Here is a 26,638-nt window from a genome sequence, read left to right as displayed (position 1 = left end):
ATGGCGAGGGTCCTGCTCACCGGCGCGACCTCGTTCACCGGCGTCTGGATCGCCCAGGCCCTGGCTGACGCGGGGCACGAGGTGGTGGCGCCGTTGAAGCGCGCGCAGGCCGACTATGACGGCCTTCGGCGAGACCGGGCCGACAAGCTCAAGACCATCGCCCAGGTCGTGTTCGACGCGCCCTTTGGGTCTCTCGCCTTCATGGGTCTGCTGAAGACCGCGGGCCCCTTGGACATCCTGGCCCATCACGCCGCCGACATCCCAGGCTACCGTAACTCCGACTACGACGTGGCCGCCGGCGTGACCCGAAACCTGACGGGGGCCGGCGTCGTGTTCGAGGCCGCCGCGGCGGCCGGTGTGCGCGGTGTGATCGCCACCGGAACCGGATTCGAGGACGCGGCCGATGGCTTGGCGGTCTCGCCTTATGGTCTGTCGAAAAAGCTGACCAATGATGGCTTCCGGCATCTGGCCCTGTGGCGCGGCCTGGCCTTCGGCCGCTTCATGATCAACGGGCCGTTCGGTCCGCTGGAGGAGGGGCGTCTCGTCTGGTCGCTGTTCCAGGCCTGGTTCGCTGGCAGGTCGGGCGTGGTGCGGACGCCGGCCTATGTGCGCGACAACATCCCCGTGGTGTTGCTGGGCCGGGCCTATGCGGGGCTGGTGGCCGAGATGCTGGCCGATCCGGAGCTGGACCGGGTGTGCCGCCCGGCCGGCTATGTGAGCACCCAGGGGGAATTCGCCCTGCGCGTCAGCCGCGAGGCCGGCTTGCGACTGGGGCGCGACTGCCCCGTGGATTGTCTGGCGCAGACGGCCTTTCCCGAACCACCGGTGGTGGCCAATGACGAACCGACCCTGGACCAGGCCTGGGACGAGGCCGGTTTCTGGGACAGTTATGTCGACTATTACCGCGACGTGGCTCGGCGCGGCCTGCTCGGCGCGCCGGCCTAACCCTTCACGGCCTTCTCAATCAGGCCAAAGAAGTCGTGCGCGAACCCGGTGGTTTGGCCGATAGGGCTGGCGCGCATGCGTTCCCGCAGGCCCTCTCGCAGCTCGACGATCCGATCGGGGTTGGTTCCGAGCTTCACCGCCGCGGCGATATAGCCCTCTGTGTCTCGAGCGCAAAGTTCGGGCAGGCCGCCGTTCATCAGGCTGGAATAGCTGAGCCGCTCGAACAAGGTCTCGCCCACCAGGGTGATGACCGGGGTTCCCATCCACAGGCTCTCGCAGGTGGTGGTGCCGCCTGTCTGCGGGAAGCTGTCCAGGGAGATGTCCATCTCATTGTAGAACGGCAGGTGGGCGCCGCGCACCGCCTCGAAGCGCAACCGATCGGCGCCGACGCCTTCCTCGGCGAACAGGGCCGCCAGGTTGTTGCGGAAGCTCTCCGAGCCGCTCTCGGGCCGCACGAACATGAACTTGGAATTGGGAACCTGAGCGACCACCTTGGCCCAGGTCCGGACCATGTCTCGACTGTACTTGTAGGGGTTGTTGGCGGTCCCGAAGGTCACATAGCCGTTGCGCGCCACGGGCGCCGGATTCTGCACGGCGACCCGCTCGTTGAAGGCGCCGGAGGACAGGGCGAACCAGCCATGCGGCAACACCAGCGGCTCTTCGATCAACAGACCTTCCCGCTCAGGCAGCATGAACGGATCGACGATCAGGTAGTCGATGGCCTTCAGCCCCGCGGAGTGCGGATAGCCCAACCAACTCGCCTGGATCGGCGCGGGCTTGTAGCCCATCACCGTGATCTTGTTCATGTGGGTTGAGCCGCCCAGCTCGATCAACATGTCGAGCTGGTCGTCTGCGATCAACTGGGCCGCATCCCGGTCATTGATGTCGGGATTCCAACGAAAGGCCTCCACCATCCCGGTGATGCGCTTCTGGGTCTGGTCTTCCTCGCCCGTATAGTAGGAGTAGCAATAGACCTCGAACTTCTCCCGGTCGTAGTGCTCGAAGAGCGGCAAGGAGAAGTAAGCGACAGGGTGCGATCGCAGGTCCGAGGACATGAAGCCCACCCGAATCTTGCCGTTGGGCGTCCGGGGCGCCGGGTGCGTGATCGGCCGGCGAGCCACGGCGGCCTCCACCAATTCGCCCCAGATCCGGTGCTGATGGATCAGCTCGTCGCGGTCTTGAGAGGTGCGGACGCGGGCCAGGTGGGAGAGCAGGGCGGTGTGGCGTCCGTTGGAGGCCCAGAGCCGGCCAAGGTGTTGGAAATCCCCGAGAGCGTCGGCGGCGTCGTAGTCGGCGACCCGGACCAGGATGTCGCTTGCCACTTTCACAGGACCCGCGCCTGCGCCGACCTTGTCGACGATAGGCTTCAGCAACTGATAGGCGCGTTCGAGATTGGCCGCCTCGTCGCCGGTGCGAGTCCGTGAATAGCTCTCGGCGAGGGCGAGCTGGAAATCCGCATTGTCCGGCGCCAGTTCATGCGCCGTCTCGAAATGCCGATTGGCTTCCGTCCGGTCGAAGTCGGCCAGCGTCAGGCCGAACTGATAGTGGATCCAGGCTTGCTCGCCGAGTTCGGTCAGCAGGTTGGCGAAATAGGTCGCAGCGTCCTTGTTCCGGCCGGCGCGCCGAAGCATCACGCCCAGGGATTCGCGCATCCTCTGTTCGTTGGGCAGGGCCGCGACGGCGCGGCTCAAGACCGGCAGGGTCTCAACCGGGCCCTTGGTCTCCGCGGCGAGCGAGGTCAGATCCAGCCAAGCGTCGACATAGTCCGGCTTCAGCTTGACGGCCAGGTTGAAGCGCATCTCCGCCTTGTCCAGTTCGCCGGCGAACCAATAGGCTCGCCCAAGGGAACGCTGATGCTCGGCGTTGGTGGGCTGCTGGCGAATGATTTTGGTAAAGATCTCGATGGCGGCAGGGTTCTTCAGATCGTTCAGAATGTTGCCCCGATTGATCTGAGGGGTGAGATTCTTGGGGTTGATCTTGATGGCCCGCTCCAGAGCCTTCAGGCCTTCGGCGTGCCGGTCGAGCCGGCGCAGGGCGACGCCGAGGATGTTCCACAGGTCCAGATCGCGCGGGTAGCGGTCGGTCGCCACTTTCGCCCAGTATTCGGCTTGATCGAACATCTTGTGGCGGATCAGCAGGGCGGTGAAGTTCTGGTAGACCCGGGCCGGAACATTGGGGTCGAGGGTCAGTTGTTCGGCCGTGAGCCGAATGCCCTCGTCCCGATCTCCCGCCTTCAGGGCGGCTTCGGCGGGGGCAAACCGTTCCATCAACATCGCGGCGTCCTGTCACGCGTGAGGGCTCGGGGGTCCGAGGCGCCTTGGGCCGCGTTTGGGGGTTGGTCATGTGCAGGCGAACGCCCGCGGTTGGCCGGCAATCTAGTGTGCGGCGGCGGCGGCGCCAACCAGGGCGGGGTCAGCCGTGGTTTTCGCGAAAGCGCCACTTCAGGCCCAGGATCGCCCCGGAAAGCACCAGGCAGACGGTGTTGGAGGCGGCGACGGGCCAGCTTTCGATGAGCACGCCGTAGGTGATCCACAGCATGAAGCCTGTGACGGTGACGACGTACATGCGCAGGGAGACCGAGGCGGCGTTCTTCTCCCGCCAGATCTTGACGATCTGAGGGGTGAAGCTGGCCATGGAACACAGCGCCGCCAGGGTGCCCACGATATCGGTCGGCGAGAGAATGGTCATGACGCGGGCCCTCTTCGACGCCAGAGAACGGACGTCTGAGATCCCGGTTGCGGGTCGTCCGCGGGAAAAGGCGCGCCGGAGGTTTTGCCGCATGAGGCCAGGCAGGGGCCGGACGCCAACACACCTCGGCGTGCTGGCGTCTCGAACCCGTCACCCGCGGATCGAGGTCCTTGTCCTGAGATCGGAGTCGAGGACCTAGAAGGCGATCTGCGAGCGCAGATTAAGCGCCCGGTAGTCCTGGCCGATGGCCGCCCCGGCGGCGTTCTTGCGGTCCACGCTGACGTCGTAATAGTCGAGCATGAACTTGACGGCCGGGTTGGGGAACCAGTTGACGCCCAGGGTCCAGATATCCTGCTCGCCACCGCGGACGCGGTCGGCGACGACCAGGCTGTTCTCCGAGTAGTTCAGGTCGATGGTGGAGTAGCGCGCCGCAAGTTCCCAGGCGCCCCACCGGTCCTTCGAAGGGTCGAAGGGCTTGTCCACGCCGGGCGCATCGAAGGCCGCCGTGGTGTTATTGTACTTGCGGCGCTCGCCGGTCAGCACCCAGCTGCCCTGCGCATACCAGCCGTTGAAGCTCGGATCAGAGGCGCCGACGGCCGGGTTCCGGCGGTCGATGGAGATGTCGAAATACTCCGCCTGGACGAGCAGGTTCTGCTTCTGGGCGGCGAACTCCAGGCCGTAGGCCTGGGCGCCCTTCGCGTCGATCTGGCCGGTGTCCACCAGCCGCGTGCCGTCGACCCGCAGTTCAGGCCGCTCGCGCACCTGCAGGGCGTAGCGGGTCGCCGCAGCGGCTCCCAGGTCGGTGGGTTGGGCCACGATGCTGGCGTTGGCGCCGATATGGGCCAGCCAGTCAGAGCCATGGAACGGCGTGCCGGCGAGGCGCAGGGCGTAGCCCTGCTGTTCGTCGAAGATTGGCGCGTTGAAGGCGGTCGCGCCGGAGTTCAGGCTCTGCACCAGGGAGCCCGTGGCGATGGCTGAGGCGAACCAGTGGTCACCATTGCCGATGACGCCGGCGCCGATGCGGGTGTCGCCGCCGGCCAGGCCGCGGGCGATGTCGGCTACAGCCGGACGCTCGGGAAACAGCGCGCCGTTGGTGGAGGCCGCGTCTTCAAGTCCGAGGGGCGGGGCGAAGGCGCCGATCCGGAAGCGCAGGGGCCTCAGGCCGGAATACTGCACCCACATCTCCTGCACCCGGCCGGAGTCCTCGGCGCCGGAGCCGCCGAAGTCGAAGAGGATATTGTAGTCGAAGTTGCCGAAGACCTTGCCGTCCACCCCGATCCGAGCACGTCGGAAGTTGGCCCCACCCGACAGGTCGCGGGCGGTGACGGCGGCCGGCAGGCGGTCGTCCTGGTCGTACTTGGCGGTGTCGAGCTGCATCACCCCGTGCAGGGTGGCGGAGAATTTTCCGTCCGAGCTGGCGATGGTCGGCTTGCCGTTGGCGATCGTGGCCGAAGTCGTCGTGGCGGTCGGGCGCTGGGCCGCGGGGCCGGCGCCGGTGGACACCTTCAGGTCAGCGATCTGGGCCTGAAGCAGCGACAACTGTTGTTCAAGCGCCGCGATCCTGGCGTCGGTGGCCGGATCGGCCGCGGCGACGCCGGGCCAGATCAGGGCGAGACCTGCGGCCCCGGCAAGCAGTTTCGATTTCCAAGCCATCTGGCCTCTAGCCCCTCGATTGTTGGCGTGTTCGAAAACTCAGGCGTCGCGAAGACCCGAGACATCCCATCGGATAGATGAAAGCTGAATTGAACCGGACGCCGCTTTCCGCACGGCCCGCCGACGCTTGGGCGACTGTCGTGTCGGTGTCATAAGTCTCGGGCCTGCTCATACCTTGCAGCCTCGGAGATTCGCCTTGTCGCAGACGCCGCCGCGCGGATGGCTCTGGCTCTCGGGTCCGGCGCTGATCACCGGCGGCCTGGGCGTGCTGGCTCTGCTGGCGCTCGCGCCTCATGCGCCGGGTGCGGTCTGGATGGCCGGCTTCCTCACGATCCTGGTCCTGGTGGTGGCCTGGCGCGCCGCGCGGATTCCCGACCTGGAGGCGCAGACTCCGCTCGCGCCCACGCGGCCGCCGCACGAAAATGCGCCGCCCTATGTCAGCATCATCAACGCGCTGCCCGATCCGGTCCTGGTGATCGCCGCCCATGAACCTGATGACCTCACAGGTCGACGTTTCGTGATGGTTAACGACGCCGCGCGTGACCTGCTTCGGATTCAATATGACGCAGGCCTTCTGGTCACTGCGATCCGCGATCCGCAGGTGCTTGAGGCGGTGGACGAGGCCCTGTTCGCCGGGCTCGACAGCCAGGCGGTCTATGAGATGGGCGGGGCCCAGGCCCGCGTCCTGACGGCTTTCGCCAAACCTCTGGGAGAGGCGCCCGACGGCTCGCGTCTGGCCCTGCTGGTGTTGCGCGACGAGACCGATATCCGCCGGGCCGAGCAGACGCGCGCCGATTTCCTGGCCAACGCCAGCCACGAGCTGCGCACGCCGCTGGCGTCCCTTAGCGGCTTTATCGAGACCCTGCGTGGCCATGCTCGCACCGATGAGGGGGCCCGCGAGAAATTCCTGAGCATCATGTCCACCCAGGCCGAGAGAATGGCCCGGCTGATCGACGACCTGCTGTCGCTCTCTCGCATCGAACTCAACGAGCATGTGGCCCCGCAAGGTGAGACCGATCTCGCCTCGGCCGTGATGGATGTGGTGGACGCGCTTGGACCCCTGGCCCGCGAGCGCGGCGTCACCCTGGCGCCTTGCCTGCCGGCGCGCGGAGTGGCGCTTGTCTCGGGCGACCGTGACCAGATCGTCCAGGTGGCGCAGAACCTGGTGGACAACGCGCTGAAATACGCACCCCGCGGCAGCACAGTGAAGATCGCCCTGGCCAGCGGGTTGACCGCGGAGGCGGCCGCCGCGCCGCTCCGTCCCCAGGCGGCGCGTTTGTCTCTGCTAACCCCCGACCATGGCCAGGACCTCTATGCCGCCCTGCGGGTCAGCGATGAAGGCCTCGGCCTGAAGCGCGAGCACCTGCCCCGGCTGACGGAGAGATTCTACCGGGTCGAGGGCCAGAAGAGCGGCGAGCGGTCCGGAACGGGTCTGGGCCTCGCCATCGTCAAGCACATCATGAACCGCCATCGCGGTGGCTTGGCGGTAGAGAGCGTGGAGGGGGAGGGGGCGACGTTCAGCGCCTATTTTCCCCTCGCGACTCCTGCGGCGGCTGGTCTGGAACAGGCGCTCCCTGACGCTGTTACAAAACCGTCGTAGAAGTGTCGTAAGCCGACAGCATTGCGCAGGCAGGTTCCGCGCGGCGTGAGACGACCCTCGGTCACGCAGCTTGTTCTGGCTTGGGAGCCCCGATGCTCACCTGGATCGCCCTGCTGGCGCTCTTCCTGTTCTCCGGCGCGACCTATGCCTTTGGCCGCCGCAAGGCCCAGGCCCTGGCCGCGACGGGCAAGGCCGGCGCCCTTCATTCCCTGCCGGGCTACCACGGCGGCTACGTCGCTCTCTGGGCCGGCTTGCCCGCGGTCCTGATCGTGCTGACGGCGGCCCTGTTCGGCGGCCGCATGGAAAACGCCTTGCTGCGCGCCGACCCGCCGGTCGCGGTTCAGGCCCTGACCGCCCACGCCCAGAACGTGTTCTTCGACGACGCGCGGGCCATGGCGCACGGGACCCAGGCCAGCGAGACCGCCTATGAGGGTGACCTCAAGAGCGCCATCGACGCCAAGGCCGCCCAGGCCAAGCGCCTGGAGCAGCTCATCCAGTACGGCGCACTGGCCGCCGGTGTGGTGGTGGGCTTGGCGGGCCTGGCGATCGCCTATCCTCGCATCAGTTCCACATTCCGCGCCCGCAACCGGGTGGAGGGCTGGATCGCGGTGCTGTTCATCGCCTGCGCCGTCACCGCCATCCTGACCACGGTGGGCATCGTCGCCTCCCTGGTCTGGGAGAGCTGGCGCTTCTTCCAGTCGGTGTCGCCGCTGGACTTCCTGTTCGGGACCGACTGGGACCCGCAGATCGCCATGCGCAGCGATCAATACGCCTCCAAGGGGGCGTTCGGTGCCGTGCCGCTGTTCGCCGGCACCTTCCTGATCATGTTGATCGCCATGCTGGTGGCCGCCCCCATCGGGCTCTACTCGGCGATCTATCTCTCGGAATACGCCCGGCCTCTGACCCGGGGCGTCGTCAAGCCGCTGCTGGAGATTCTCGCCGGCGTGCCCACGGTGGTCTACGGGTTCTTCGCGGCCCTGACCGTGGGTCCGATCTTCCGGGAAGCCTTCAACGGCTTAGGCGAGCAGCTGATCGGCGGCCCTTTCGACGGCCTGGGCATCTATCTCAGCCAGGTGCAGAACCAGATGGCCCTGGTAGCCGGCGCCGTGATGGGGATCATGCTGATCCCCTTTGTCTCCTCGCTGTCCGACGACATCATGAACGCCGTGCCCCAGTCGTTGCGCGACGGCAGTCTGGCCATGGGCGCGACGCGCTCGGAGACGGTGAAGCAGGTGGTCCTGCCCGCCGCCCTCCCGGGCATCATGGCCGCCCTGCTGCTGGCCGTGTCACGGGCCATCGGCGAAACCATGATCGTCACCATGGCCGCCGGCCTTCAGGCCAAGACCACCCTCAATCCCCTGGACACCGTGACCACGGTGACGGTGCAGATCGTCACCCTGCTGACCGGCGACCAGGAGTTCGACAGTCCCAAGACGCTCTCGGCCTTCGGCCTGGGGCTGACCCTCTTCGTGGTGACCTTCATCCTGAACGTGATCGCCCTGCGCATCGTCCAGAAATACCGGGAACAGTATGACTGACGCCGCCCTCCCCACGGACAAGACCGCCTTCCGCCAGGGGCTGGAGACGCGTCTGAAGAAGCGCTACGCCCAGGAGCGGCGCTTTCGTCTCTACGGCCTGTTGGCCATTATCTTCGCCCTGGGTTTCCTGGTGCTGCTGGTGGGGCGTATCGCCCTCCAGGGCTACTCGACCTTCATCGACTACTCGGTCACCCAGACCATCTATGTCGACCCCGCCAAGGTGGACTCGGCCGACATCGGCGGCTCCAATTTCGACCTGCTGGTCGCCGACCAGATGCTGGCCAAGCTGGGCGAAAAGGACGACGAGTTCGGCGAGGCGTCCAGCAAGATGAAGGACATCATCTCCAACGATTTCGGCTTCCAGCTCCTGAAGCTGGTCCGGGAAGACCCCTCGCTGATTGGCAAGCAGGTCACCCTGACCGGCCCGGTCAAGGCCGACGCCGCGCTCTATTACAAGGGTGAGCTGAAGCGCTCGACGCCGCAGGACGAGCGCAAGCTCGACGACCGTCAGCTCACCTGGCTCGATCGGATGCAGGCCTCCGGCGCGGTGTCCAAGGGCTTCAATGTGGGCTTCCTCACCAAGTCGGACTCCACCGAGCCGGAACAGGCCGGGGTGCTGGGCGCCGTGGTGGGTTCGGCCATGATGCTGCTGGTGACTGCGGTGCTGGCGGTGCCCATCGGGGTGCTGGCGGCGACCTATCTGGAGGAGTTCGCGCCGAAGAACCGCTGGACCGACCTGATCGAGGTCAACATCAACAACCTCGCCGCCGTGCCCTCCATCGTCTACGGCCTGCTGGGCCTGGCGGTGTTCATCAACTGGCTGCACGTGCCCAGGTCTTCGCCCCTGGTGGGCGGGCTGGTGCTGGCCCTGATGGCCCTGCCCACCGTGATCATCGCCACCCGCTCAGCGTTGAAGGCGGTGCCGCCCTCGATCCGCGAAGCGGCGCTAGGCGTCGGCGCCTCGCGCACCCAGACCGTGTTCCACCACGTCCTGCCGCTCGCCATGCCCGGCGTGATGACCGGCGCCATCCTGTCCCTGGCCCACGCCCTGGGCGAGACAGCGCCCCTGCTGATGATCGGCATGATCTCCTTCGTTCCCGGCGTGCCGGAGGGCTTCACCGGGGCGGCCACGGTCCTGCCGGTCCAGGTCTTCATCTGGGAAAACGCCTCTGAGCGCGCCTTCCACGAGCGCACCGCCGCGGCGATCCTCGTCCTCCTAGCCTTCATGATCGTCATGAACCTGGCCGCGATTCTGCTTCGCCGCCGCTTCGAACGCCGGTGGTAGTCCAATGATCCTGCGTCAAACCACAAGGTCCCCCATGCCCGCTCAGCGCGACGACAGCCAGGCCCACGGGTCAGCGCCCGTCCACATTGCCGTGGACCGCGCTCACACCGACGGTCCCCAGCACGCGATCAAGATCCGCGCCCGCGACGTCAACGTCTTCTATGGCGACAAGCAGGCTCTGTTCGACGTGTCCCTGGATGTGCCGGAAAAGGCGGTCACCGCCCTGATCGGTCCCTCCGGCTGTGGCAAGTCCACCTTCCTGCGCTGCATCAACCGGATGAACGACACGATCCCCGGCGCCACGGTGCGCGGGCGGATTGAGCTGGACGGTGAGGACGTCAACGACAAGGCCATCGACCCCGTCATCCTGCGGGCCCGGGTCGGCATGGTTTTCCAGAAGCCCAACCCGTTCCCCAAGACCATCTTCGAGAACGTGGCCTACGGCGCCCGCATCCACGGCCTGACCAGCAGCAAGGCCGAGCTGGAGGCGGTGGTGGAATCCTCGCTGAAGCGCGCGGGCCTGTGGGGTGAGGTGGCCGACCGGCTGCACCAGCCCGGCACCGGCCTCTCCGGTGGCCAGCAGCAGCGCCTGGTGATCGCCCGCGCCATCGCCGTCAGTCCCGAAGTGATCCTGATGGACGAGCCCTGCTCGGCCCTGGACCCCATCGCCACCGCGCGGATCGAGGAACTGATCGACGAGCTGCGCAACCAGTACTGCATCGTCATCGTCACCCACTCCATGGCCCAGGCCGCGCGAGTGTCGCAGAAGACCGCCTTCTTCCACCTGGGCAAGCTGGTGGAGGCTGGCCCCACCGGCGAGATCTTCACCAACCCGCGGGACAGCCGCACCCAGGACTACATCACCGGCCGGTTCGGCTAGGGAACACGGACATGAACGAGCACATCGTCAAATCCTACGAGGACGAGCTGAACACGCTCACCGCCGAATGCGCGCGGATGGGCGGCCTCACCGAGGCGCAGGTGGGCGACGGCATCGACGCGGTGGTCCGACGCGACACGACGCTCGCCGAGGCCGTGGTCGGCCGCGATGAGCGCCTGGACGTTCTGGAGGCCGACATCGAGCGCAAGGCCATCCGGCTGATCGCTCTGCGCCAACCCATGGCCAACGACCTGCGCAAGACGGTGGCGGCGATGAAGATCGCCATGAACCTGGAACGCTGCGGGGATCTCGCCAAGAACATCGCCAAGCGCACCCTGGTGCTCACCGAGGCCGAGCCGATGAGCCCGCTGACCCGCTCCATCGAGCGGATGGGCAAGCTGGTCCTGGGCCGGCTGAAGGACGTGCTGGACGCCTACACCGCGTCGGACCTCGACCGGGCGCTCGCCGTCTGGTCGCGCGACGACGAGGTGGACGAGCACTACAACAGCCTGTTCCGCGAGCTGTTGACCTACATGATGGGCGACCCTCGCACGATCACCGCCTGCGCCCACCTGTTGTTCGTGGCCAAGAACCTGGAACGGATCGGCGACCACGCCACCAACATCGCCGAGATCATCCACTACGAGATCACCGGGGCCGAGACCATCGGCTCGGCGCGGCCCAAGACCGACGCCCTGGCGCGGGAGGTCTGAGCATGATCCCCCACATCCTGGTGGTGGAGGACGAGGACGCCCTGTCGACCCTCCTCCAGTACAATCTCGAGAAGGAAGGCTACGATGTCGCCGTGGCCATGGACGGCGAGGAGGCCCTGACCCAGGTCAGCGAGCGCCTGCCGGACCTGGTGGTGCTGGACTGGATGCTCCCCAAGGTCTCGGGCATCGAGGTCTGCCGCCGCCTGCGCCAGCGCAGCGAGACCCGCAACGTGCCGATCATCATGCTGACGGCGCGGGGCGAGGAGAGCGATCGTATCCGCGGCCTGGACACCGGCGCCGACGACTACATCATCAAGCCCTTCGCCATGAGCGAGTTGTCCGCCCGTATCCGCGCGGTGCTGCGCCGCATCCGGCCGGGACTGGCCGAGGACCGCGTCCATATCGGCGACCTGGTGATCGACCGGGTGGCTCACCGGGTGAAGCGGGCCGGCAGCGAGATCCATCTCGGCCCCACGGAGTTCCGCCTGCTGGACTATCTGATGCAGCACCCAGGCCGGGTCTTCTCCCGCGAGCAGCTGCTGGACGCCGTCTGGGGCTCCGACGTCTATGTCGAGGCCCGCACGGTGGACGTCCACATCGGGCGCCTGCGCAAGGCGCTCAATCGCCAGGAAGCCGAAACCGATCCGATCCGCACGGTACGCTCGGCCGGCTACTCCCTCGACATGGACGCCTAAGGGTTCTGGTGCAGTTGCTCGAGGTGCTCCACCTCGGCGCGTGAGCCCAGCATCACCGAGATGCGCTGGTGCAGGTCGGTGACCTCGGCGTCGAGGATCGGACCCTTGCCGTCGAAGGCCGCGCCGCCGGCCTGTTCCACCAGCAGCGACATGGGATTGGCCTCGTACATCAGCCGCAGCTTGCCGGCCCGATCGGGCTCGCGGGCGTCCCACGGATAGAGGAAGACCCCGCCGCGCATCATGATGCGGTGGACGTCGGCCACCATCGAGGCGATCCAGCGCATGTTGAAGTTCTTGCCCCGGGGCCCGGTCTCGCCCGCCAGGCAGACCTCGACATAGCCCCGCACCGCCGGCGCCCAATGGCGCATGTTGGAGGCGTTGATGGCGTATTCCTTGGTTTCGGCCGGGATGGCCACGCTCGCGCCCGTCAGCAGCCAGTCGCCGGTGTCGGGATCGAGGGTGAAGGCGTTGACGCCGTCGCCCAGGGTCAGGACCAGGGTGGTCTGCGGTCCGTAGACCACGTAACCGGCTGCGACTTGAGCGCGGCCCTTCTGCAGGAAGTCGCCCAGGGCCGCCGGGCGCGGCGCGCCAACGGTGGGGGCCGGCAGGATGGAGAAGATGGTACCGATGGAGACGTTAACGTCGATATTGCTGGACCCATCCAGGGGGTCGAACAGCAGCAGGTAGCCGCCCTTGGGCGTGAGGTCGCGGACCGGGTGGATGTCGTCCATCTCCTCAGACGCCATGGCCGCCAGTGCGGGTGAGCCCGCGCAGCGTTGCAGCAGCATGTCGTTGGAAATGACGTCGAGCTTCTTCTGCACCTCACCCTGAACGTTCTGGCTTTCCAGGGCCCCAAGCACCTCGCCCAGCGCCCCGCGCCGGACCAGGGCGCTGATCTCGCTGCAGGTGTCCACCACGGTCACGATCAAGTCGGTGAGGGCGGGTTCGACGTCGGCGTTGGCGAGGTGGTCACGCAGGTTGGTGGGCATCAATCGTCCATCGGGAAAGCGCCCGCCAGGGGCTGGCGAACCTAAGATCACATCCCGATGCGGTGGGACAAGCCCTGGCGGCTTGACCGCCGTGGGCTGCCGGGCGAAAGCGCGGGTCATGAACATCCTCCTCGTCGGTTCCGGCGGGCGCGAACACGCCCTGGCCTGGAAGATCGCGGCTTCGCCGCTCCTGGGGCGTCTGGTGATCGCGCCCGGCAATCCGGGCATGGCGGCGCTGGGGGAGCTCCGCGCAATCAAGGCGGTCGATGTCCCGGCCCTGGTGGCGCTGGCCAAGGAAATCGCCGCCGATCTGGTGGTGATCGGGCCGGAGGTCTCCGTCGAGGCCGGTCTGGCCGACGCCCTGGCTGAAGCGGCCATTCCCTGCTTCGGGCCGACAGCTTTCGCCGGCCAGCTGGAAAGCTCCAAGGCCTTCACCAAGGCCTTTTGCGACCGCCACGACCTGCCGACCTCGGCCTATGGCGTGTTCGCGGACGCCGAGGCGGCCAAGGCGGCGCTCGCGGGTTTCCAGCCGCCCTATGTGATCAAGGCCGACGGCCTGGCGGCGGGCAAGGGCGTGGTGATCGCGCAGGACATCGCCACCGCCCAGGCCGCCATCGACGACATCCTGGGCGGCCGGTTCGGGACGGCCGGCGCGCGGGTGGTGATCGAGGAGTTCCTGGTGGGCGAGATCGGCTCGCTGTTCGCACTCTGCGACGGCAAGACCTCGATCCTGTTTGGCGGCGCCCAGGATCACAAGCGGGCCTATGACAACGAACAAGGCCCCAACACCGGCGGCATGGGCACCTATTCGCCGGCCCCGGTCTTCACCCCCACCCTGATGGACCAGACCCGCGAACGCCTGGCCGAGCGGGCCTTCGCGGGCATCGCGGCCGAGGGCGCGCCCTATCGCGGCGTGTTGTTCGTGGAACTCATGGCCACAGCCGAGGGCCCCAAGCTGGTGGAGTTCAACGTCCGCTTCGGCGATCCTGAATGCCAGGTCCTGATGCTGCGCCTGGAGAGCGACCTGGTCCCTTATCTGTTGGCCTGCGCCACCGGGACCCTGGACCAGATGGCGCCGCCGGTCTGGCGCGATGAGGCCGCCATCTGCGTGGTGATCGCCGCCGAGGGCTACCCCGACGCGCCGAAGACCGGGGCGGTGATCACCGGCGACGAGCAGGATTTCGGACCCGACGTGGCGGTCTTCCATGCCGGAACCGCGCGCGACGCCGACGGAACCCTGCGGGCCAGCGGCGGCCGGGTGCTGAACGTCTGCGCGCGCGGGGCGACCCTGCAGGCGGCGCGCGACAAGGCCTACGACGCAGTGGCCAGGATCAACTTGCCTGGCGGCTTCCACCGCAGCGACATCGGCTGGCGGGTGCTCGGCAAGCCGGCCTAAAACTTCGAAGTTCCGGTATGAACCTCGCCTCTTGCCTTGCCGTCGGGCCGGGCGGGTCGGTATGGTGTTTTCAAACACGTGTAAGAGAACAAGGGAAACGCTCATGGCTGAAGTCACCGAGCAGGCGCGCGAGCAGCTCAACACCGGCACCAAAGAGGTTGTCGAGAGCCACAAGTTCGATGAAGCCGCCCTGGCCGCCTGGATGGAGGCCAATGTCGCGGGCTATGCCGGGCCGCTGGAGGTGCGCCAGTTCAAGGGCGGGCAGTCGAACCCGACCTACCAGCTTGTCACGCCCAATAAGAAGTACGTTCTGCGCCGCAAGCCGCCGGGCAAGCTGCTGCCCTCGGCCCACGCGGTGGACCGCGAATACAAGGTGATCACCGCCCTGCACACCACCGGCTTCCCAGTGGCCAAGTCCTGGGGGCTGTGCACCGACGACAGCGTCATCGGCACCATGTTCTACGTGATGGACATGGTGGAGGGGCGCATCCTCTGGGATCAGAGCCTGCCGCAGTACGAACCGGCCGAGCGTCACGCCATCTACATGGCCAAGCTGAAGACCCTGGCCGACCTGCACAACACCGATCACGAGGCCATCGGCCTGGGCGATTACGGCCGCCCCGGCAACTATATGGGCCGACAGGTCGACCGCTGGACCAAGCAGTACAAGGCCAGCGAGACCGAACACATCGAGGAGATGGAACGGCTGATCGCCTGGCTGCCCCAGAGCCTGCCCGAACAGGAGCGCACCTCGGTCGTGCACGGCGATTACCGCCTGGACAACATGGTGCTGCATGCCACCGAGCCGCGTGTCGTGGCGGTGCTGGACTGGGAGCTCTCGACCCTGGGCGAGCCCCTGGCCGATTTCACCTATCTGCTGATGAACTGGGTCAATGGCGGCATCGCGGCGATCCCGGACCTCAAGGCCCACGGCATCCCGACCCTTGACGAGTACGTCGCCGAGTACTGCCGGTTGACCAACCGGGAGGCCCTGCACGACCTCAACTGGTTCTTCTCCTACAACATGTTCCGGCTGGCCGGGATCTGTCAGGGGATCGTGGGCCGTGCCCGCGACGGCACCGCCAACAGCCCGCAGGCCGCCGCCATGGCCCTGCGCGTGCCGCAGTTGGCCAAGGCCAGCTGGGCCTACGCTCAGAAGGCCGGCGCTAAGGCCTGAGAGCCAGGTCCAGCAGGTCTTCGAGGGCGGCGTCGTCCTCGAAGACGGCGGCGACCGGCCACGCGGTGATCTTCGCGCGCCACGCCGCGGGCAGGCGCGCCCAATCTTTCTCGGTGGTCACCAGGCCCGCGCCAAAGACCGCCGCGCGGTCCGCCAGGCCACGCAGGGTGCGCTCGTCATAGGCCATGTGGTCGGGGAACGGCGCGAAGTCCTTCAGGTCGCACCCCGCCGCCTGCAGGGAGCGCTCCACCTTCCAGGGCTTGCCGACACCGGCGAACCCCACCTGCGGCCCTGACGGCGGCGGCGCGAGGGGAGCGAGGCGGGCCACCAGCACGGGCTTGTCGGGGAACATCGCCAGCAGGTCAGGATCGGGCGTTTCCAGGTCTGACGGCAGCATCAGGATCACCGCGTCGGCGCGGGCCAGGCCCACGGCCAGGGGTTCGCGCAGGGGCCCGGCGGGGAACACCGCGCCGTCGCCCAGCGGCCATTCGTTGTTGCGCGTCTCACCGTCCACCACCACCAGGGACAGGGCCTTCCTGATGGAGGGGTTCTGGTGGCCGTCGTCCATCACCAGGGCCTGGGCGCCGGCCCAGGCGGCGGCGAGCGCGCCCTTGGCCCGGTCGCGGGAGATCCAGATGGGGGCGTCCGCCGCCAGCATCAGCGGCTCATCCCCAACCTCGGCGGCGGAGTGGCTGGCGAGGTCGACTTGGACCGGGCCTTCGAGCGACCCGCCATATCCCTTGGACAGGCCGTGGGCCTCCACATGGCGGGCTTGCAGGCGTTTCAGCAACTCGCGGACCACCGGGGTCTTGCCCGTGCCGCCGGCCGTGAGATTGCCGACGCAGATCACCGGCACGCCGGGATCGATGGGGACCGCGCGTGCGATCCGCCGCGCCGTGACCACAGTCCAGATCCAGGAGATGGGCCTCAGCAGCGTGCGGATAACGGGCGCCGGCGCCCCCTCGCGAACATACCACCAGCGCGGCGTGGACAACTTCATGCGGGCAGCAGGGGTTCGAGGAGGGCCATCGCCTGGTCCAGGGTTCCGCCCCGCCGCTGGGCGTAGGCCAGGGCCGCCTCGCCCATGCGGCGACCGATGTGGGGATAGTCGTGCAGCCCCTTCAGGTGCCGGGCCAGGGACTTGGCGTCGACGGCTTCTATGGCGGCGGCCTGCGCGTACAGGTCGGCATAGAGGGCGCTGGCGTTGAAGGTGTGCGGGCCTGTGAGGATGGGGCGTTCCAGGCGGGCCGGCTCCAGAGGGTTGTGGCCGCCGATCCCGGGCAGGAAGCCGCCGCCCATCACCACCACGTCGGCCAGGCTGTAGAACAGACCCATCTCGCCGAGGGTGTCGGCGACATAGGCGGTGGTCTCCCGCGTCAGGGGCTGGTTGGCGGCGCGGCGGGCGACGCTGAAACCGCCGAGCATGGCGGCGCCCGCCCCGCCGCGCGCCGGATGGCGGGGGGCGATGACCAGCAGGGTGTCGGAGAGCCGCGCCTCGCTGAAGCCCTCGATGACGATCTCGTCCTCGCCGGGGTGGGTGTTGGCGGCCAGGACGACGCGGCGACCGCTCAACCCCGCCCGCAGCCGCGCCAGTTCGTCTGAGTCGAAGGGCAGGGGCTCGCCCACCATCTTGAGGTTCAGCAGTGGGCCAGTGCGGGCGCCGAGACGGCGGAGCCGCCCTTGCGTGTCGGCTTCCTGCGGCAGGATCAGATCGAAGGCGTCCAGCATCACCTTGGCGGCGGCGGGGACGCGGGCCCAGCCCTGGGCGCTCCCCTCCGTCATCCGGGCTGAGAGCAGAGCCAGCTTCACCCCGCGTTCATGGGCGCCGAGGATCAGGTTGGGCCACAGTTCGCTCTCCACCAGGACGCCCAGATCCGGCTCCCAGTGATGGAGAAAACGGGTCACGGCGCTGGGCGCATCCAGCGGGGCGTACTGGTGGATCACACCCGCGGGCAGGCGCTGCGCCAGCAACTCGGCGGAGGTGCGGGTGCCCGAGGTGACCAACAGGGCGAGGTCGCGCCGCCTGGCTCTCAACGCGCTGACCAGGGGCAGAAGGGACATGCTTTCGCCGACACTGACCCCGTGCAACCAGACCAGCGCGCCTTCGGGCCGAGGATGGGTGGCGCGGCCCAGCCGTTCCTCCAGCCGCGCGGGGTCCTCCTTGCCCACCGTCGCGCGACGCGCCAGCAGCGGCCGGGCGAGCGGTTCCAGGAGGCCAAGGGCGGTGGCGTAGAGTTTGAGGGAGAGCGGGCGTCTCACACGGCTTCCGCGGGCGAGAGGCGACAAATCTCCGCCCCGCCGGTCTCCACCTGCAAGGTGGCGTGGCCGATGTTGAACTTCGTGGCCAAGCCTTCGCAGGTCGTGTGCAGGAAGGCGTCGCTATCGAGGTTGTCGGGTCGGGTCACGTGGGCGGTCATGGCCGTCTCGGTGGTGCTCATGGCCCAGACATGCAGGTCGTGCACGTCGGTCACGCCGGGCAGGCCGGTCAGCCAGGCGCGGACCTGACCGACATCAATGCCCTTGGGGGCGGCGTCGAGGGCGAGGTTCACGGAGTCTTTCAAAAGCCCCCAGGTGCCCAGGACGATCACGACGGCGATGCCCAGGCTGAGGGCCGGGTCGATCCAGCCGAGGCTGGTGATCGCCATCACGCCCGCGCCGATCACCACGGCCAGGCTGACCGCGGCGTCGCTGGCCATGTGCAGGAAGGCGCCGCGTACGTTCAGATCATCGTGGCCGCGCATGAACATCAGGGCTGTGGCGGTGTTGATCACCACGCCGATGGCCGCGACGATCATCACGGGCATCGTCGCCACCTCGGCGGGCTCGGCGAAGCGGCGCACGGCTTCCGTGCCGATCACGCCAACGGCGACCAGCAGCAGCACGGCGTTGGCCAGGGAGGCCAGAATGGTGGCCTTGCGCAGGCCATAGGTGTGCCGCGCGCTGGGCGCCTTGCGGGCCATGATGGTGGCGCCCCAGGCCAGCAACAGGCTCAGCACGTCGGAAAGATTGTGCCCGGCGTCGGCCAGCAGAGCCAGCGAGCCGGACCACAGACCCGCAGCGACTTCCGCCAGCACGAAGCCGAAGTTCAGCACCACGCCGATGGCGAAGGCGCGGCCGAAATCCCTGGGCGCGTGGCTATGCCCGTGGCCGCCGTGGGCGTGACCCCCATGATCGTGATTTGCGTGATCATGGTCGTGGTGATCGTGACTGTGATGATCGTGGGCCATGACCCTATGTCTCACCACGCGCGCGCCGGATCAATCCGCCGCCACCTGGTCCTCGGCCCGGCGGGTCGCCGCCGACAGCCTGGCCGCCCAGTCGGCGGTCAGGGCCTCGATCACCGCGTCGTCGGCGTCGGCCGGGACGTAGTAGGGGCCTTCCCAAATCGCGGAGCCCTTGCCGAAAGGCGCGGCGACCATGGCCGTGTCCCAACTGCCCAACCGCTTGGCGGGGGAGGCGGCCAGCCCCACCAGCAGCACCGGCGCTCCGGTGCGCTTGGCGATCTGCAAAGCGCCGGGGGCCATCACCTCGTTGGGGCCGCGCGGGCCGTCCGGCGTGACGATCAGCACCCCGCCACCCTTCACCCAGGCCACGGCTTCACGGAAGGCGGCCACAACGGCGCGGGCCTTGGCGGAGTCGCCCTTCTTGGCCGAGGAGGCGCGGATGGAGGGGAAGCCGTTGTGGGCCATGGCCTGGGCGAAGAACTCCCCGTCGGCGGAGGGCGACACGAGGCAGTGAGCAAGCTTGGTCTGTTTGAGGATCGGCGCGACCGTGAGCGCCACCGGGATGCGGCCATGCCAGAGCAGGGCGATGACCCCCGGCTCGGCGGTGAGCACGGCGTTGGCGCGCTCCAGGCCTTCATGGCGCCAACGCACGCTGTGACGGATCAGGCTCATATATCCGGCCAGGACCCAGCCCAGGAAGGCCTGAACGGCCGGTCGACGGATGAACTTCTTCACGCGGCGGTCTCGGCCTCTAGGTCCTGGCTGCGGGCCAGGCGGGCATAGAGACCACGCTTCTTGATCAGCGAGCTGTGATCGCCGGTCTCCACCACCTGCCCCTTGTCGATCACATAGATCCGGTCGGCGCCGCGCACGGTCGAAAGGCGATGGGCGATCAGGATGGTGGAGCGGCCGGCCATCAGACGCGCCAGCGCGGCCTGGACCTGGGCCTCGCTCTCGGTGTCCAGCGCGCTGGTGGCCTCGTCCAGCAGCAGGATGGGAGCGTCCTTGAGGAAGGCGCGCGCGATGGCGATCCGCTGCCGCTGGCCGCCTGACAGCCGGGCGCCGGCCTCGCCGACCAGAGTGTCGTAACCGGCGGGCAGGGACAGGATGAAGTCATGGGCGGCGGCGGCTTTCGCGGCGGTCTCGATCTCGTCCTGGCTGGCGTCAGGTCGCGCATAGGCGATGTTGGCGCGGATGGTCTCGTCGAACAGGAAGGGCTCCTGGGTCACCAAGGCGATCTGGGCGCGCAGGGAGGAGAGCGTCACCTCGCGGATGTCCGTCCCATCGATGGTCACCCGGCCGGCGGTGGCGTCGTAGAAGCGCGGGATCAGGTTGAGGATGGTGGTCTTGCCCCCGCCCGAGGGACCGACGAGGGCGACGGTCTCGCCGCGGCGAACCTCCACGTTGACGTCGCGCAGGGTCGGCGGTCCGCCCGCATAGGCGAAGCTGACCTCCTCGAAGGCGATGGTGGTCTCACCCCTGGCCAGGGGGGCGGCGCCCGGTTGCTCGCGCACCTCAGGCTCGACGTCGAGGGCGGCGAACAGGCGCCGGGCGGCGCTCATGCCCTCGGCCATCACCGTGGCCAGGTTGGAGAGTTGGCGCAGGGACTGGGAGGCCAGGCCCAGGGCCAGAATGAAGGCCATGAAGGCCCCGACGTTCATGGCGCCCGATTGCGAGCGCCAGCCGGCATAGGCGATGACGGCGGCGGTGATCAGGGTCATCACCAGCTCGGTGGCCGGCGCGGCCCGGGCCCGGGCGTTGGCGCCCTTGACCAGGTGTTTCTGGCGGCGTTGCACCACCTCGGCGACCCGGGCTTCCTCGTAGGATTCACGGTTCTCGATCTTCACCACTCGCACGCCGTCCAGGCTCTCCATGATGGCGGTGGAGAGCGCCGAGGTCTCGGCCATGGCGCCCTTGGCGGCCTTGGTGGTCTTCTTGGAGAACCGGCGCATGATGTAGCCGGTGAGGGGGGCCGCAGCCACCAGGGTGAGCGACAGCAGCAGGTCGTTGGAGACCATCACGGTCACCGCCCCGATCACGGTCAGCGCGTGCTGGGTGTAGTTGATCACGCCTGAGGTCGCCGCCTCGCGGATCAGGCTGGCGTCATAGAGCACCGAGGAGACGTAGGCGCCGGAATGCTGGGTGCGCAGGTGGGCCAGGTCGGCGCGGACCAGCTTGCCGAACAGCTGCACCTGGACATCGCCCACCACGGCGTTGCCGATCTGGTTGACCAGGGAGGCCTGGATCACCTGGGCCAGGGCTCGGCCGATGGCCAGGGCTCCGATGGTCAGGGGCACCATCACCAAGGCGCCGGGCTTGTGGTTCACCAGCAGGTCGTTGATGGCCGGCTCGAAGATCTGCACCAGCTTGGCCGACAGGAACGCCACGGCGATCGCCGCCAACATGGCGCAGGTCCAGGCTTTCCAGCGGGGCCGCATATAGACCCCGGCGATCCGCGCGATCAGGGCGCGGGCCGAAAGCTCGGGCTCGGTGGTGGGGCCGGTCATTGTCCATGGCGTCGGCTGTCGGGGCCGGGAAGTCAAGCATGGGCCGATGTGCTAGGATGCGGCGCCGCATGGATGAGGGAGTGCGCGAATGAAGATCTACGGAGTGCGGGTCTGGGTCGACGACATGGCCGCCGCCAAGCAGTTTTACGGCGAAACCCTGGGCCTGACGGCCAAGTGGGGCATGGATATCGCGGTCGGCTACGACCTGGGGACCGACCTCATCGTCGAGAAGGACGATGGTAGCCATGAGGGCGAGCGCCTGGTGGGGCGGTTTGTCGGGGCCTCCATCCAGGTGGACGACATCCAGGCCAGCTACGAAGCCCTGAAGGCCAAGGGCGTGCCCTTCCTGGGGCCGCCGGAGAAGATGCCCTGGGGCGGGACCCTGGCCCATTTCAAGGACCCATCCGGTAATACGCTGACGCTGATGGAGTAGCTGGGACCACCCGCCGCGCTTCCGTTTGAGGCCGTCACGTCCTAGTTAGGGGCCGAACACCCGGAGCCCCCCTTGGCCGACTTCGATCTCTCCACGCCCGGCGGGCGGTTTTCCACGACCCTGAACTATCTGTGGAATGACCACGCCTATCTGCGTCTGGGCTTCTCCAACGCCCATTGGATCAGCGACGAGCTGGTGCGCACCAACCAGCCCTGGCCCTTCCAACTGGCCGAATGGAAGCGCCAGGGGGTGAAGACCATCATCAACCTGCGCGGCGGGTTCGACGCCAGTTTCCATGCCCTGGAGAAGGACGCCTGCCAGCGCCTGGGCCTGACCATGGTGGACTTCACCGTCACCAGCCGGGAGGTCCCCAGCCGTGCCCGGGTCCATGGCGCGAAGGAGCTGTTCGAGACCATCGAGTACCCCGCCTTGATGCACTGCAAGTCCGGCGCGGATCGGGCCGGGATCATGAGCGTCTTCTACATGCACTTCCGGAAGGGCAAGACGATCCGCGAAGCCCTGGATCAGCTGTCGCTGAAGTACCTGCATGTGAAGCAGGGCAAGACCGGGGTGCTGGACTACACCTTCGAGCGCTATCTTGCGGAGGGCGAACCCGCCGGCCAGACCTTCCTGGAATGGGTCGACAGTCCCGCCTACGACGAGGCCAAAATAAAGTCCGATTTCCGCAGCCAGATGTGGGGCCGGCTGCTCACCGAGGGCCTGCTGAAACGGGAGTAGGACCCTGCCCACACGCCGCGCCCTGATCGGAGGCCTGATGGCCGCGCCGGCCTGGGCTCAGGCTGCGGGCAGTCCCGGCGAGGCTCTGGCGCGGGCGGCCCGCGCCCAGGTGGGTGTCACCACCGACTATGATCCGGCCTATGTGCGCCTGGCCTATCCGGGCGGCGATGTCCCGCGCGCCACCGGCGTCTGCTGTGATGTGGTGATCCGCGCGGCGCGTGACGCCTGGCAGATGGACCTGCAACGGTTGATCCACGAGGACATGACCGGGCGCTTCGGCGCCTATCCTCAGGCCTGGAGCCTCGCCAGGCCCGACACCAGTATCGACCACCGCCGGGTGCTGAACCTGGAGACCTATTGGGCCCGGATGGGCGCCCAGGTCTGGCGCGCCGTGCGACCGGTGGCCGGCCAGGGGTTCCCCGGCTCGCTGGCTGTGGGGGATATCCTCACCTGGCGGCTGCGGATCGGCAGCCGGCCGCATGTCGGGATTGTCGTGGCCGGCGGCGGCGACTCTCGCGTGGTCCACAATATCGGCCAGGGTGCGCGAGAGGAGAGCCTGGCCGCCTTGCGCGAACTCATGCCCGCCGGCCACTACCGCTGGCGCCCTGCGAGAGCTTAACGCCCCTTGTTGAGGTTCAGGTACTCCACCAGCCGCTCCTTATCGCGGCTGATCTGCCCGCCGATGGTGTTGTCCAGATCCAGCGTGGCGTAGCGGATCCAGGCCTCAGAGCCCAGCTTGTCCCGGGCGAGGTTCAGGGGCGTCTTCCAGAAGTGATAGGTGGCCCAGGCGAGCCCCAGCCCCAGCAGCAGGGCCAGGACCTCGAACAGGCGGAAGGCCCAGGGGGCGGCGGGCATCGGGCTGCCGGTCTGGATCAGCAGCAGGACCGCCCAGACCCCGAGGATCAGCACCACCAGGAAGCCCCCGGCCCAGTTGATCCAGTATCGTTCGCGGCGCACCCGCCACATCTCCACCTGGATGAACTTTTCCAGATACTCCATGCGCTGGGCGACCCACATCATCAGGCGGATCAGGAACGCCGACCGCTCGCCCCAGGCCTTGCCGGCGTTGACGTGACGGGTCTCCTCCTGGTCGGGGAGGGCGCGAAGGGTGGTGTAGAGGTTCTGCAGTTCGCGGGTCCGCTGGACGATGAGGCGCGACAGCTCGTAGCTGCGGTTCTCCAGGCTGGTACGGTACTGCTGGAAGACCAGCGCATTGATCCCGGCGAAGACCGGCACAATCAGCAACATGGCGCCGACGATAGCCGCGACGAGGCCCATTCCCGAGACGCCAAGGCCTCCCATGATCACCGGGCCCTCGACGGCCAGCAGCCAGAGACCGGCGAGCGCCAAGCCGAACATCACCCGTTTGGCGGCCACATAGCCCATCAACGAGCCGAAGAAGGCGCGGGTATAGCGGCTGATCACCTCGCGAATGTCCCGGTCGGCGGGGAACCGCTCGTCGATACTGGCCTCGTAGAAGTCGTAGAAGCGGTCGGGCTTCTGCGCATGTTCCGAGAAGGGGAACATGTCGAGGGGGGTGTTGTAGTAGCGGTCGATCTCCGCGCTGAGTTCAGCCTGCCGCTCGGGCGTCGGATTGATGTAGTCGGACTCCGAGATCTGACCCAGCTCATAGCGGGCGCCGGTCGGCGCCGGATCAGAAGTCTCGCCGCTCATCTTGCTCATCCCAAAACTCTGGTCGGCCAAGGTAGGGCATGCGCCCGGTCGTAACCAGACGCCTCACCGATGGCGGGAGCGTCTCTCGCCTCAGTGCTCGTGGTCCTCGTCCTTGTCGGGATCGAGCAGCTTGTGGGCGTGGATGATGAAGTAGCGCATCAGGGCGTTGTCGACGGTGGACTGGGCCTTCTGCCGCCAGGCGGCCATGGCCTCGGCGTGACTGGCGTAGGCGCCCACCAGATCGACCTTGGTCAGGTCGCGGAAGGTGTTGTGTTCAACGTCGATCAGTTCGCCGCCGATAACGAGGTGCAGGAGCTGCTTGTCGGACATGGCTGAGGTTTTCCGAAGTGAATCAATTCCTCAAGGCGATATGCCCGACACGGTTAAGGATCAATGGCGCCAGGCGCGGCGCGGCGCAGACAAGGCTCGGTTGCGACGGATTGGCCTGGTTGTAGGCGAAGGGCTTGCCCAGGTGGTCGCCGCAGTAGGCGCCGGCCTCGCGGGCGATGAGGTCGGCGGCGGCCAGGTCCCAGTCGCTCTTGCGCACGATGGCGATGGCCGCGTCGAAGGTCCCGGCCGCCACCAGGCACATGCGATAGGCGGTGGAGTTGCGCGCCTCGATCCGCATGGACGGCCAGGGTTCCGGCCAGGACGGGTGCAGGAACATCCGCTCGTCGCCGATCATGCCGCAGCCCTCAAGCAGGTTGCAGTCGCTGGCGTGGATAGGCGCACCGTTCATCTTCGCGCCCTCGCCGGCGATCGCGGTGTAGGTTTCCTCGACATCGGGGGCGAAGACGACGCCAGCGATGGGCAGCCCATCCTCCACGACGGCGATGGAGACCGCCCACCAGGGCCGATCCCGTATGAAGGCCCGGGTGCCGTCGATGGGGTCCACGACGAACAGGCGGCGGTTGGACAGGCGGTCGGCATTGTCGGCGGTCTCTTCCGACAGCCAGCCATAGTCTGGCCGCGCGGTCCGCAGACGCTCGGTGAGCAGGGCGTCAGTGGCCAGGTCGGCGTTGGTGACCTGGGTCTTGTCGGGCTTGATCTCGACGGTCAGGCCCTCGTCGCGCATCCGCACGGCGAGACGGCCGGCCTCCAGGGCCGCGGCGACGATCAGGTCGAGATCGGCGCCGACATCGGTCATTTCCCAGCTATCGCCAGGCCGTCGACGAGGATCGACGGCGCGTTGGCCGAGCCCCGGAACTCCAGGTCCGATCCAGGGATCAGGCGGGCATAGATGTCGATCAGGTTGCCGGCCACGGTGATCTCGGCCACCGGATAGGCCAGCACGCCGCCCTCGAACCAGAAGCCCGCGCAACCCACCGACCAGTCGCCGGTGTTGGCGTTGAGGGAGGGGCCGAACATCGAGGTGATCAGCACGCCCTCTCCCGCGTCGGCCATCAGCTCGGCCTGGGTCCTGGTCCCGGGCAGCAGGGTGAGGTTGCTGGTGGAGACGCCGGGCGGGCCGGCCAGGCCGCGCGAGGCGTGACCGGTGGTCTCAAGGCCCAGTTGGCGGGCCGACGAGGAGTTCATCAGCCAGGTGGTGAGGACGCCGTCGTCGATCAGGCTCCAGGCGCGGTTGGCCACGCCCTCGTCATCGAAGGGCGAGGAGCCCAGGCCGCGCACCTTGTGCGGGTCGTCGGTGATGTTGATGCCCTTGGCGAAGATCTGTTGGCCCAGCTTGTCCTTAAGGAAGGAGTTGCCGCGCGCGATAGCCGGACCGGAGATGGCCCCGATCAGCGGGCCGATCAGCGACATCGCCAGGCGGTTCTCGAAGATCACCGGCGCGGTGGTCGAGGAGATCTTGCGCGCGCCCAGGCGGGCGGCGCCGCGGCGGCCGGCCTCGGCGCCGATGCTCTCGGGGGTGGGCAGGTCAGCCTGCCAACGGGTGGTGCGACCGTCATAGCCGCCCTCCATTTCATCGCCATCGCTGGCGATCACCGAGACGCCGATGGAATAGCTCGACGCGCGATGGACGCCGGAGAAGCCGCCCGAGGTCACCAGCCGCCACTGGCCCGAGGAGGTGGAGGCCGAGCCCCCATCCGAATTACTGATGCGCGGCATGGCGCGGCCGGCGTCCTCGGCGGCGCGCGCGCGATCCTCGAGCTCCTCCGGGGTCGGCTCGGCGCCGTCATAGAGATTGAGGTCGGGGAAGGGCCCCCGCGCCAAGCGCTTGGCGTCGGCGAGCCCGGAATAGGGATCCTCCGGCGCCAGGCGGGCCATGGCCACGGCGCGCTCCACCAGCTTGGCGCGGGCCTCGGCCGAGACGTCAGAGCCGGAGACCGTGGCCTGCTGCTTGCCGACGAAGACCCTCAGGCCAAGATCGCGCGACTCTTCGCGCTCAACCTCTTCCAGCTTGCCCAGCCGGACATTGATCCCAAGGGCGGCGCGCTCGGCGCCGACGGCTTCAGCGGCGTCCGCGCCGGCCTTCAGGGCGGCGGCGACGACATCGGCTAACAGGCTCTCTTCCATCCCGTGGATATGGCCGGGCCCGAGCCTC

Annotated in this window: 25 protein-coding genes; 12 read left to right on the top strand and 13 right to left on the bottom strand. The window is 67.9% G+C overall.

The window, feature by feature from the left end; all coding sequences use genetic code 11:
- Nucleotides 1-945: an NAD-dependent epimerase/dehydratase family protein gene (locus tag AAC997_RS08220; RefSeq protein ID WP_340645210.1), complete on the top strand. Its 945-nt coding sequence runs from the start codon at nucleotides 1-3 to the stop codon at nucleotides 943-945.
- Here AAC997_RS08220 and AAC997_RS08215 read toward each other — a convergent pair.
- From AAC997_RS08215 to AAC997_RS08205, 3 genes are all read right to left on the bottom strand, one after another.
- A complete protein-coding gene (locus tag AAC997_RS08215) occupies nucleotides 942-3,212 on the bottom strand; it encodes a tetratricopeptide repeat protein (protein WP_340645209.1) in 2,271 nt (756 codons plus the stop codon). The two genes, AAC997_RS08220 and AAC997_RS08215, sit on opposite strands and share 4 nt — an antisense overlap.
- A gap of 145 nt (nucleotides 3,213-3,357) precedes the next feature.
- Nucleotides 3,358-3,633 (bottom strand): SemiSWEET transporter, encoded by a 276-nt coding sequence (locus AAC997_RS08210; protein ID WP_340645208.1) that lies wholly within the window; start codon nucleotides 3,631-3,633, stop codon nucleotides 3,358-3,360.
- Nucleotides 3,634-3,828: 195 nt separating this feature from the next.
- Nucleotides 3,829-5,286, bottom strand: a complete 1,458-nt coding sequence (locus AAC997_RS08205; RefSeq protein WP_340645207.1) for a porin — start codon at nucleotides 5,284-5,286, stop codon at nucleotides 3,829-3,831.
- A 196-nt stretch (nucleotides 5,287-5,482) separates the two neighbouring features.
- On the opposite strand from AAC997_RS08205, the gene AAC997_RS08200 reads away from it, so the two are divergent.
- The 6 genes from AAC997_RS08200 (at nucleotide 5,483) to phoB (ending at nucleotide 11,997) form a co-directional block, all read left to right on the top strand.
- Nucleotides 5,483-6,886 carry an ATP-binding protein gene (locus tag AAC997_RS08200; RefSeq protein WP_340645206.1) on the top strand — a complete coding sequence of 468 codons (1,404 nt, stop codon included), beginning with the start codon at nucleotides 5,483-5,485 and terminating at the stop codon, nucleotides 6,884-6,886.
- 92 nt (nucleotides 6,887-6,978) lie between these two features.
- A complete protein-coding gene (gene pstC / locus AAC997_RS08195; protein ID WP_340645205.1) occupies nucleotides 6,979-8,424 on the top strand; it encodes a phosphate ABC transporter permease subunit PstC in 1,446 nt (481 codons plus the stop codon).
- Nucleotides 8,417-9,709 (top strand): phosphate ABC transporter permease PstA, encoded by a 1,293-nt coding sequence (gene pstA, locus AAC997_RS08190; RefSeq protein WP_340645204.1) that lies wholly within the window; start codon nucleotides 8,417-8,419, stop codon nucleotides 9,707-9,709. The genes pstC and pstA overlap by 8 nt, the downstream gene beginning before the upstream one ends.
- A gap of 34 nt (nucleotides 9,710-9,743) precedes the next feature.
- A complete protein-coding gene (gene pstB, locus AAC997_RS08185; RefSeq protein ID WP_340645203.1) occupies nucleotides 9,744-10,589 on the top strand; it encodes a phosphate ABC transporter ATP-binding protein PstB in 846 nt (281 codons plus the stop codon).
- Nucleotides 10,590-10,600: 11 nt separating this feature from the next.
- Nucleotides 10,601-11,302 carry a phosphate signaling complex protein PhoU gene (phoU, locus tag AAC997_RS08180; protein WP_340645202.1) on the top strand — a complete coding sequence of 234 codons (702 nt, stop codon included), beginning with the start codon at nucleotides 10,601-10,603 and terminating at the stop codon, nucleotides 11,300-11,302.
- 2 nt (nucleotides 11,303-11,304) lie between these two features.
- Nucleotides 11,305-11,997, top strand: a complete 693-nt coding sequence (gene phoB, locus AAC997_RS08175) for a phosphate regulon transcriptional regulator PhoB (RefSeq protein ID WP_340645201.1) — start codon at nucleotides 11,305-11,307, stop codon at nucleotides 11,995-11,997.
- Here the strand turns inward: phoB and AAC997_RS08170 are convergent.
- The gene (locus AAC997_RS08170) at nucleotides 11,994-12,986 is read right to left on the bottom strand and encodes a class 1 fructose-bisphosphatase (RefSeq protein WP_340645200.1); all 993 of its coding nucleotides are present in this window, start codon (nucleotides 12,984-12,986) and stop codon (nucleotides 11,994-11,996) included. The two genes, phoB and AAC997_RS08170, sit on opposite strands and share 4 nt — an antisense overlap.
- A 118-nt stretch (nucleotides 12,987-13,104) precedes the next feature.
- Here AAC997_RS08170 and purD point away from each other — a divergent pair, with 118 nt between their 5' ends.
- Together purD and AAC997_RS08160 are read left to right on the top strand one after the other, a co-directional pair.
- On the top strand, nucleotides 13,105-14,382 hold the full coding sequence (purD, locus tag AAC997_RS08165) for a phosphoribosylamine--glycine ligase (RefSeq protein WP_340645199.1): 1,278 nt from the start codon (nucleotides 13,105-13,107) through the stop codon (nucleotides 14,380-14,382).
- 103 nt (nucleotides 14,383-14,485) lie between these two features.
- Complete coding sequence (locus tag AAC997_RS08160; RefSeq protein ID WP_340645198.1) at nucleotides 14,486-15,559, top strand: phosphotransferase family protein; 1,074 nt, start codon at nucleotides 14,486-14,488, stop codon at nucleotides 15,557-15,559.
- Here the strand turns inward: AAC997_RS08160 and lpxK are convergent.
- From lpxK to AAC997_RS08135, 5 genes are read right to left on the bottom strand one after another with little or no spacing between them, the layout of a single operon-like run.
- Nucleotides 15,549-16,559, bottom strand: a complete 1,011-nt coding sequence (lpxK, locus tag AAC997_RS08155) for a tetraacyldisaccharide 4'-kinase (RefSeq protein ID WP_340645197.1) — start codon at nucleotides 16,557-16,559, stop codon at nucleotides 15,549-15,551. The two genes, AAC997_RS08160 and lpxK, sit on opposite strands and share 11 nt — an antisense overlap.
- On the bottom strand, nucleotides 16,556-17,818 hold the full coding sequence (locus AAC997_RS08150) for a 3-deoxy-D-manno-octulosonic acid transferase (RefSeq protein ID WP_340645196.1): 1,263 nt from the start codon (nucleotides 17,816-17,818) through the stop codon (nucleotides 16,556-16,558). Before AAC997_RS08150 ends, lpxK begins: the two co-directional genes overlap by 4 nt.
- Nucleotides 17,815-18,786 carry a cation diffusion facilitator family transporter gene (locus AAC997_RS08145; RefSeq protein WP_340645195.1) on the bottom strand — a complete coding sequence of 324 codons (972 nt, stop codon included), beginning with the start codon at nucleotides 18,784-18,786 and terminating at the stop codon, nucleotides 17,815-17,817. Before AAC997_RS08145 ends, AAC997_RS08150 begins: the two co-directional genes overlap by 4 nt.
- Nucleotides 18,787-18,816: 30 nt before the next feature.
- Nucleotides 18,817-19,518: a lysophospholipid acyltransferase family protein gene (locus AAC997_RS08140; protein WP_340645194.1), complete on the bottom strand. Its 702-nt coding sequence runs from the start codon at nucleotides 19,516-19,518 to the stop codon at nucleotides 18,817-18,819.
- A complete protein-coding gene (locus AAC997_RS08135) occupies nucleotides 19,515-21,290 on the bottom strand; it encodes an ABC transporter ATP-binding protein (RefSeq protein ID WP_340645193.1) in 1,776 nt (591 codons plus the stop codon). The genes AAC997_RS08140 and AAC997_RS08135 overlap by 4 nt, the downstream gene beginning before the upstream one ends.
- 88 nt (nucleotides 21,291-21,378) lie before the next feature.
- Here AAC997_RS08135 and AAC997_RS08130 point away from each other — a divergent pair, with 88 nt between their 5' ends.
- The 3 genes from AAC997_RS08130 (at nucleotide 21,379) to AAC997_RS08120 (ending at nucleotide 23,080) form a co-directional block, all read left to right on the top strand.
- On the top strand, nucleotides 21,379-21,723 hold the full coding sequence (locus AAC997_RS08130; RefSeq protein WP_340645192.1) for a VOC family protein: 345 nt from the start codon (nucleotides 21,379-21,381) through the stop codon (nucleotides 21,721-21,723).
- 72 nt (nucleotides 21,724-21,795) lie between these two features.
- Nucleotides 21,796-22,461 (top strand): sulfur transferase domain-containing protein, encoded by a 666-nt coding sequence (locus tag AAC997_RS08125; protein WP_340645191.1) that lies wholly within the window; start codon nucleotides 21,796-21,798, stop codon nucleotides 22,459-22,461.
- Nucleotides 22,462-22,498: 37 nt separating this feature from the next.
- Entirely contained in the window at nucleotides 22,499-23,080 is a 582-nt protein-coding gene (locus tag AAC997_RS08120; protein ID WP_340645190.1) for a DUF1287 domain-containing protein, read from the top strand.
- On the opposite strand, the gene AAC997_RS08115 is transcribed toward AAC997_RS08120, so the two are convergent.
- From AAC997_RS08115 to AAC997_RS08100, 4 genes are all read right to left on the bottom strand, one after another.
- Nucleotides 23,077-24,144: a hypothetical protein gene (locus tag AAC997_RS08115; RefSeq protein ID WP_340645189.1), complete on the bottom strand. Its 1,068-nt coding sequence runs from the start codon at nucleotides 24,142-24,144 to the stop codon at nucleotides 23,077-23,079. The genes AAC997_RS08120 and AAC997_RS08115 overlap by 4 nt on opposite strands.
- A gap of 81 nt (nucleotides 24,145-24,225) precedes the next feature.
- Nucleotides 24,226-24,465, bottom strand: a complete 240-nt coding sequence (locus AAC997_RS08110; protein ID WP_340645188.1) for a DUF4170 domain-containing protein — start codon at nucleotides 24,463-24,465, stop codon at nucleotides 24,226-24,228.
- Nucleotides 24,466-24,487: 22 nt separating this feature from the next.
- Nucleotides 24,488-25,282 carry a 3'(2'),5'-bisphosphate nucleotidase CysQ gene (locus tag AAC997_RS08105; RefSeq protein WP_340645187.1) on the bottom strand — a complete coding sequence of 265 codons (795 nt, stop codon included), beginning with the start codon at nucleotides 25,280-25,282 and terminating at the stop codon, nucleotides 24,488-24,490.
- Entirely contained in the window at nucleotides 25,279-26,610 is a 1,332-nt protein-coding gene (locus tag AAC997_RS08100; RefSeq protein ID WP_340645186.1) for a TldD/PmbA family protein, read from the bottom strand. Before AAC997_RS08100 ends, AAC997_RS08105 begins: the two co-directional genes overlap by 4 nt.
- Nucleotides 26,611-26,638: the final 28 nt, after the last annotated feature.

Origin of the sequence: Phenylobacterium sp. (assembly GCF_037968635.1) — a bacterium.
Classification (GTDB): domain Bacteria; phylum Pseudomonadota; class Alphaproteobacteria; order Caulobacterales; family Caulobacteraceae; genus Phenylobacterium.
Note: the sequence above shows the minus strand (reverse complement) of the source record. Positions and strands in the feature narration are given on the sequence as shown.

Excerpts from the sequence above, each read along its gene's own strand:
- AAC997_RS08160 (WP_340645198.1), top strand. The coding sequence starts at position 14,486 with ATGGCTGAAGTCACCGAGCAGGCGCGCGAGCAGCTCAACACCGGCACC.
- pstA (WP_340645204.1), top strand. The coding sequence starts at position 8,417 with ATGACTGACGCCGCCCTCCCCACGGACAAGACCGCCTTCCGCCAGGGG.
- AAC997_RS08115 (WP_340645189.1), bottom strand. The coding sequence starts at position 24,144 with ATGAGCAAGATGAGCGGCGAGACTTCTGATCCGGCGCCGACCGGCGCC.
- phoU (WP_340645202.1), top strand. The coding sequence starts at position 10,601 with ATGAACGAGCACATCGTCAAATCCTACGAGGACGAGCTGAACACGCTC.
- AAC997_RS08205 (WP_340645207.1), bottom strand. The coding sequence starts at position 5,286 with ATGGCTTGGAAATCGAAACTGCTTGCCGGGGCCGCAGGTCTCGCCCTG.
- AAC997_RS08130 (WP_340645192.1), top strand. The coding sequence starts at position 21,379 with ATGAAGATCTACGGAGTGCGGGTCTGGGTCGACGACATGGCCGCCGCC.
- AAC997_RS08220 (WP_340645210.1), top strand. The coding sequence starts at position 1 with ATGGCGAGGGTCCTGCTCACCGGCGCGACCTCGTTCACCGGCGTCTGG.
- AAC997_RS08100 (WP_340645186.1), bottom strand. The coding sequence starts at position 26,610 with ATGGAAGAGAGCCTGTTAGCCGATGTCGTCGCCGCCGCCCTGAAGGCC.
- lpxK (WP_340645197.1), bottom strand. The coding sequence starts at position 16,559 with ATGAAGTTGTCCACGCCGCGCTGGTGGTATGTTCGCGAGGGGGCGCCG.
- AAC997_RS08120 (WP_340645190.1), top strand. The coding sequence starts at position 22,499 with ATGGCCGCGCCGGCCTGGGCTCAGGCTGCGGGCAGTCCCGGCGAGGCT.
- AAC997_RS08145 (WP_340645195.1), bottom strand. The coding sequence starts at position 18,786 with ATGGCCCACGATCATCACAGTCACGATCACCACGACCATGATCACGCA.
- purD (WP_340645199.1), top strand. The coding sequence starts at position 13,105 with ATGAACATCCTCCTCGTCGGTTCCGGCGGGCGCGAACACGCCCTGGCC.
- AAC997_RS08215 (WP_340645209.1), bottom strand. The coding sequence starts at position 3,212 with ATGGAACGGTTTGCCCCCGCCGAAGCCGCCCTGAAGGCGGGAGATCGG.
- AAC997_RS08135 (WP_340645193.1), bottom strand. The coding sequence starts at position 21,290 with ATGACCGGCCCCACCACCGAGCCCGAGCTTTCGGCCCGCGCCCTGATC.
- phoB (WP_340645201.1), top strand. The coding sequence starts at position 11,305 with ATGATCCCCCACATCCTGGTGGTGGAGGACGAGGACGCCCTGTCGACC.
- AAC997_RS08170 (WP_340645200.1), bottom strand. The coding sequence starts at position 12,986 with ATGCCCACCAACCTGCGTGACCACCTCGCCAACGCCGACGTCGAACCC.
- pstC (WP_340645205.1), top strand. The coding sequence starts at position 6,979 with ATGCTCACCTGGATCGCCCTGCTGGCGCTCTTCCTGTTCTCCGGCGCG.
- AAC997_RS08105 (WP_340645187.1), bottom strand. The coding sequence starts at position 25,282 with ATGACCGATGTCGGCGCCGATCTCGACCTGATCGTCGCCGCGGCCCTG.
- AAC997_RS08110 (WP_340645188.1), bottom strand. The coding sequence starts at position 24,465 with ATGTCCGACAAGCAGCTCCTGCACCTCGTTATCGGCGGCGAACTGATC.
- AAC997_RS08210 (WP_340645208.1), bottom strand. The coding sequence starts at position 3,633 with ATGACCATTCTCTCGCCGACCGATATCGTGGGCACCCTGGCGGCGCTG.
- pstB (WP_340645203.1), top strand. The coding sequence starts at position 9,744 with ATGCCCGCTCAGCGCGACGACAGCCAGGCCCACGGGTCAGCGCCCGTC.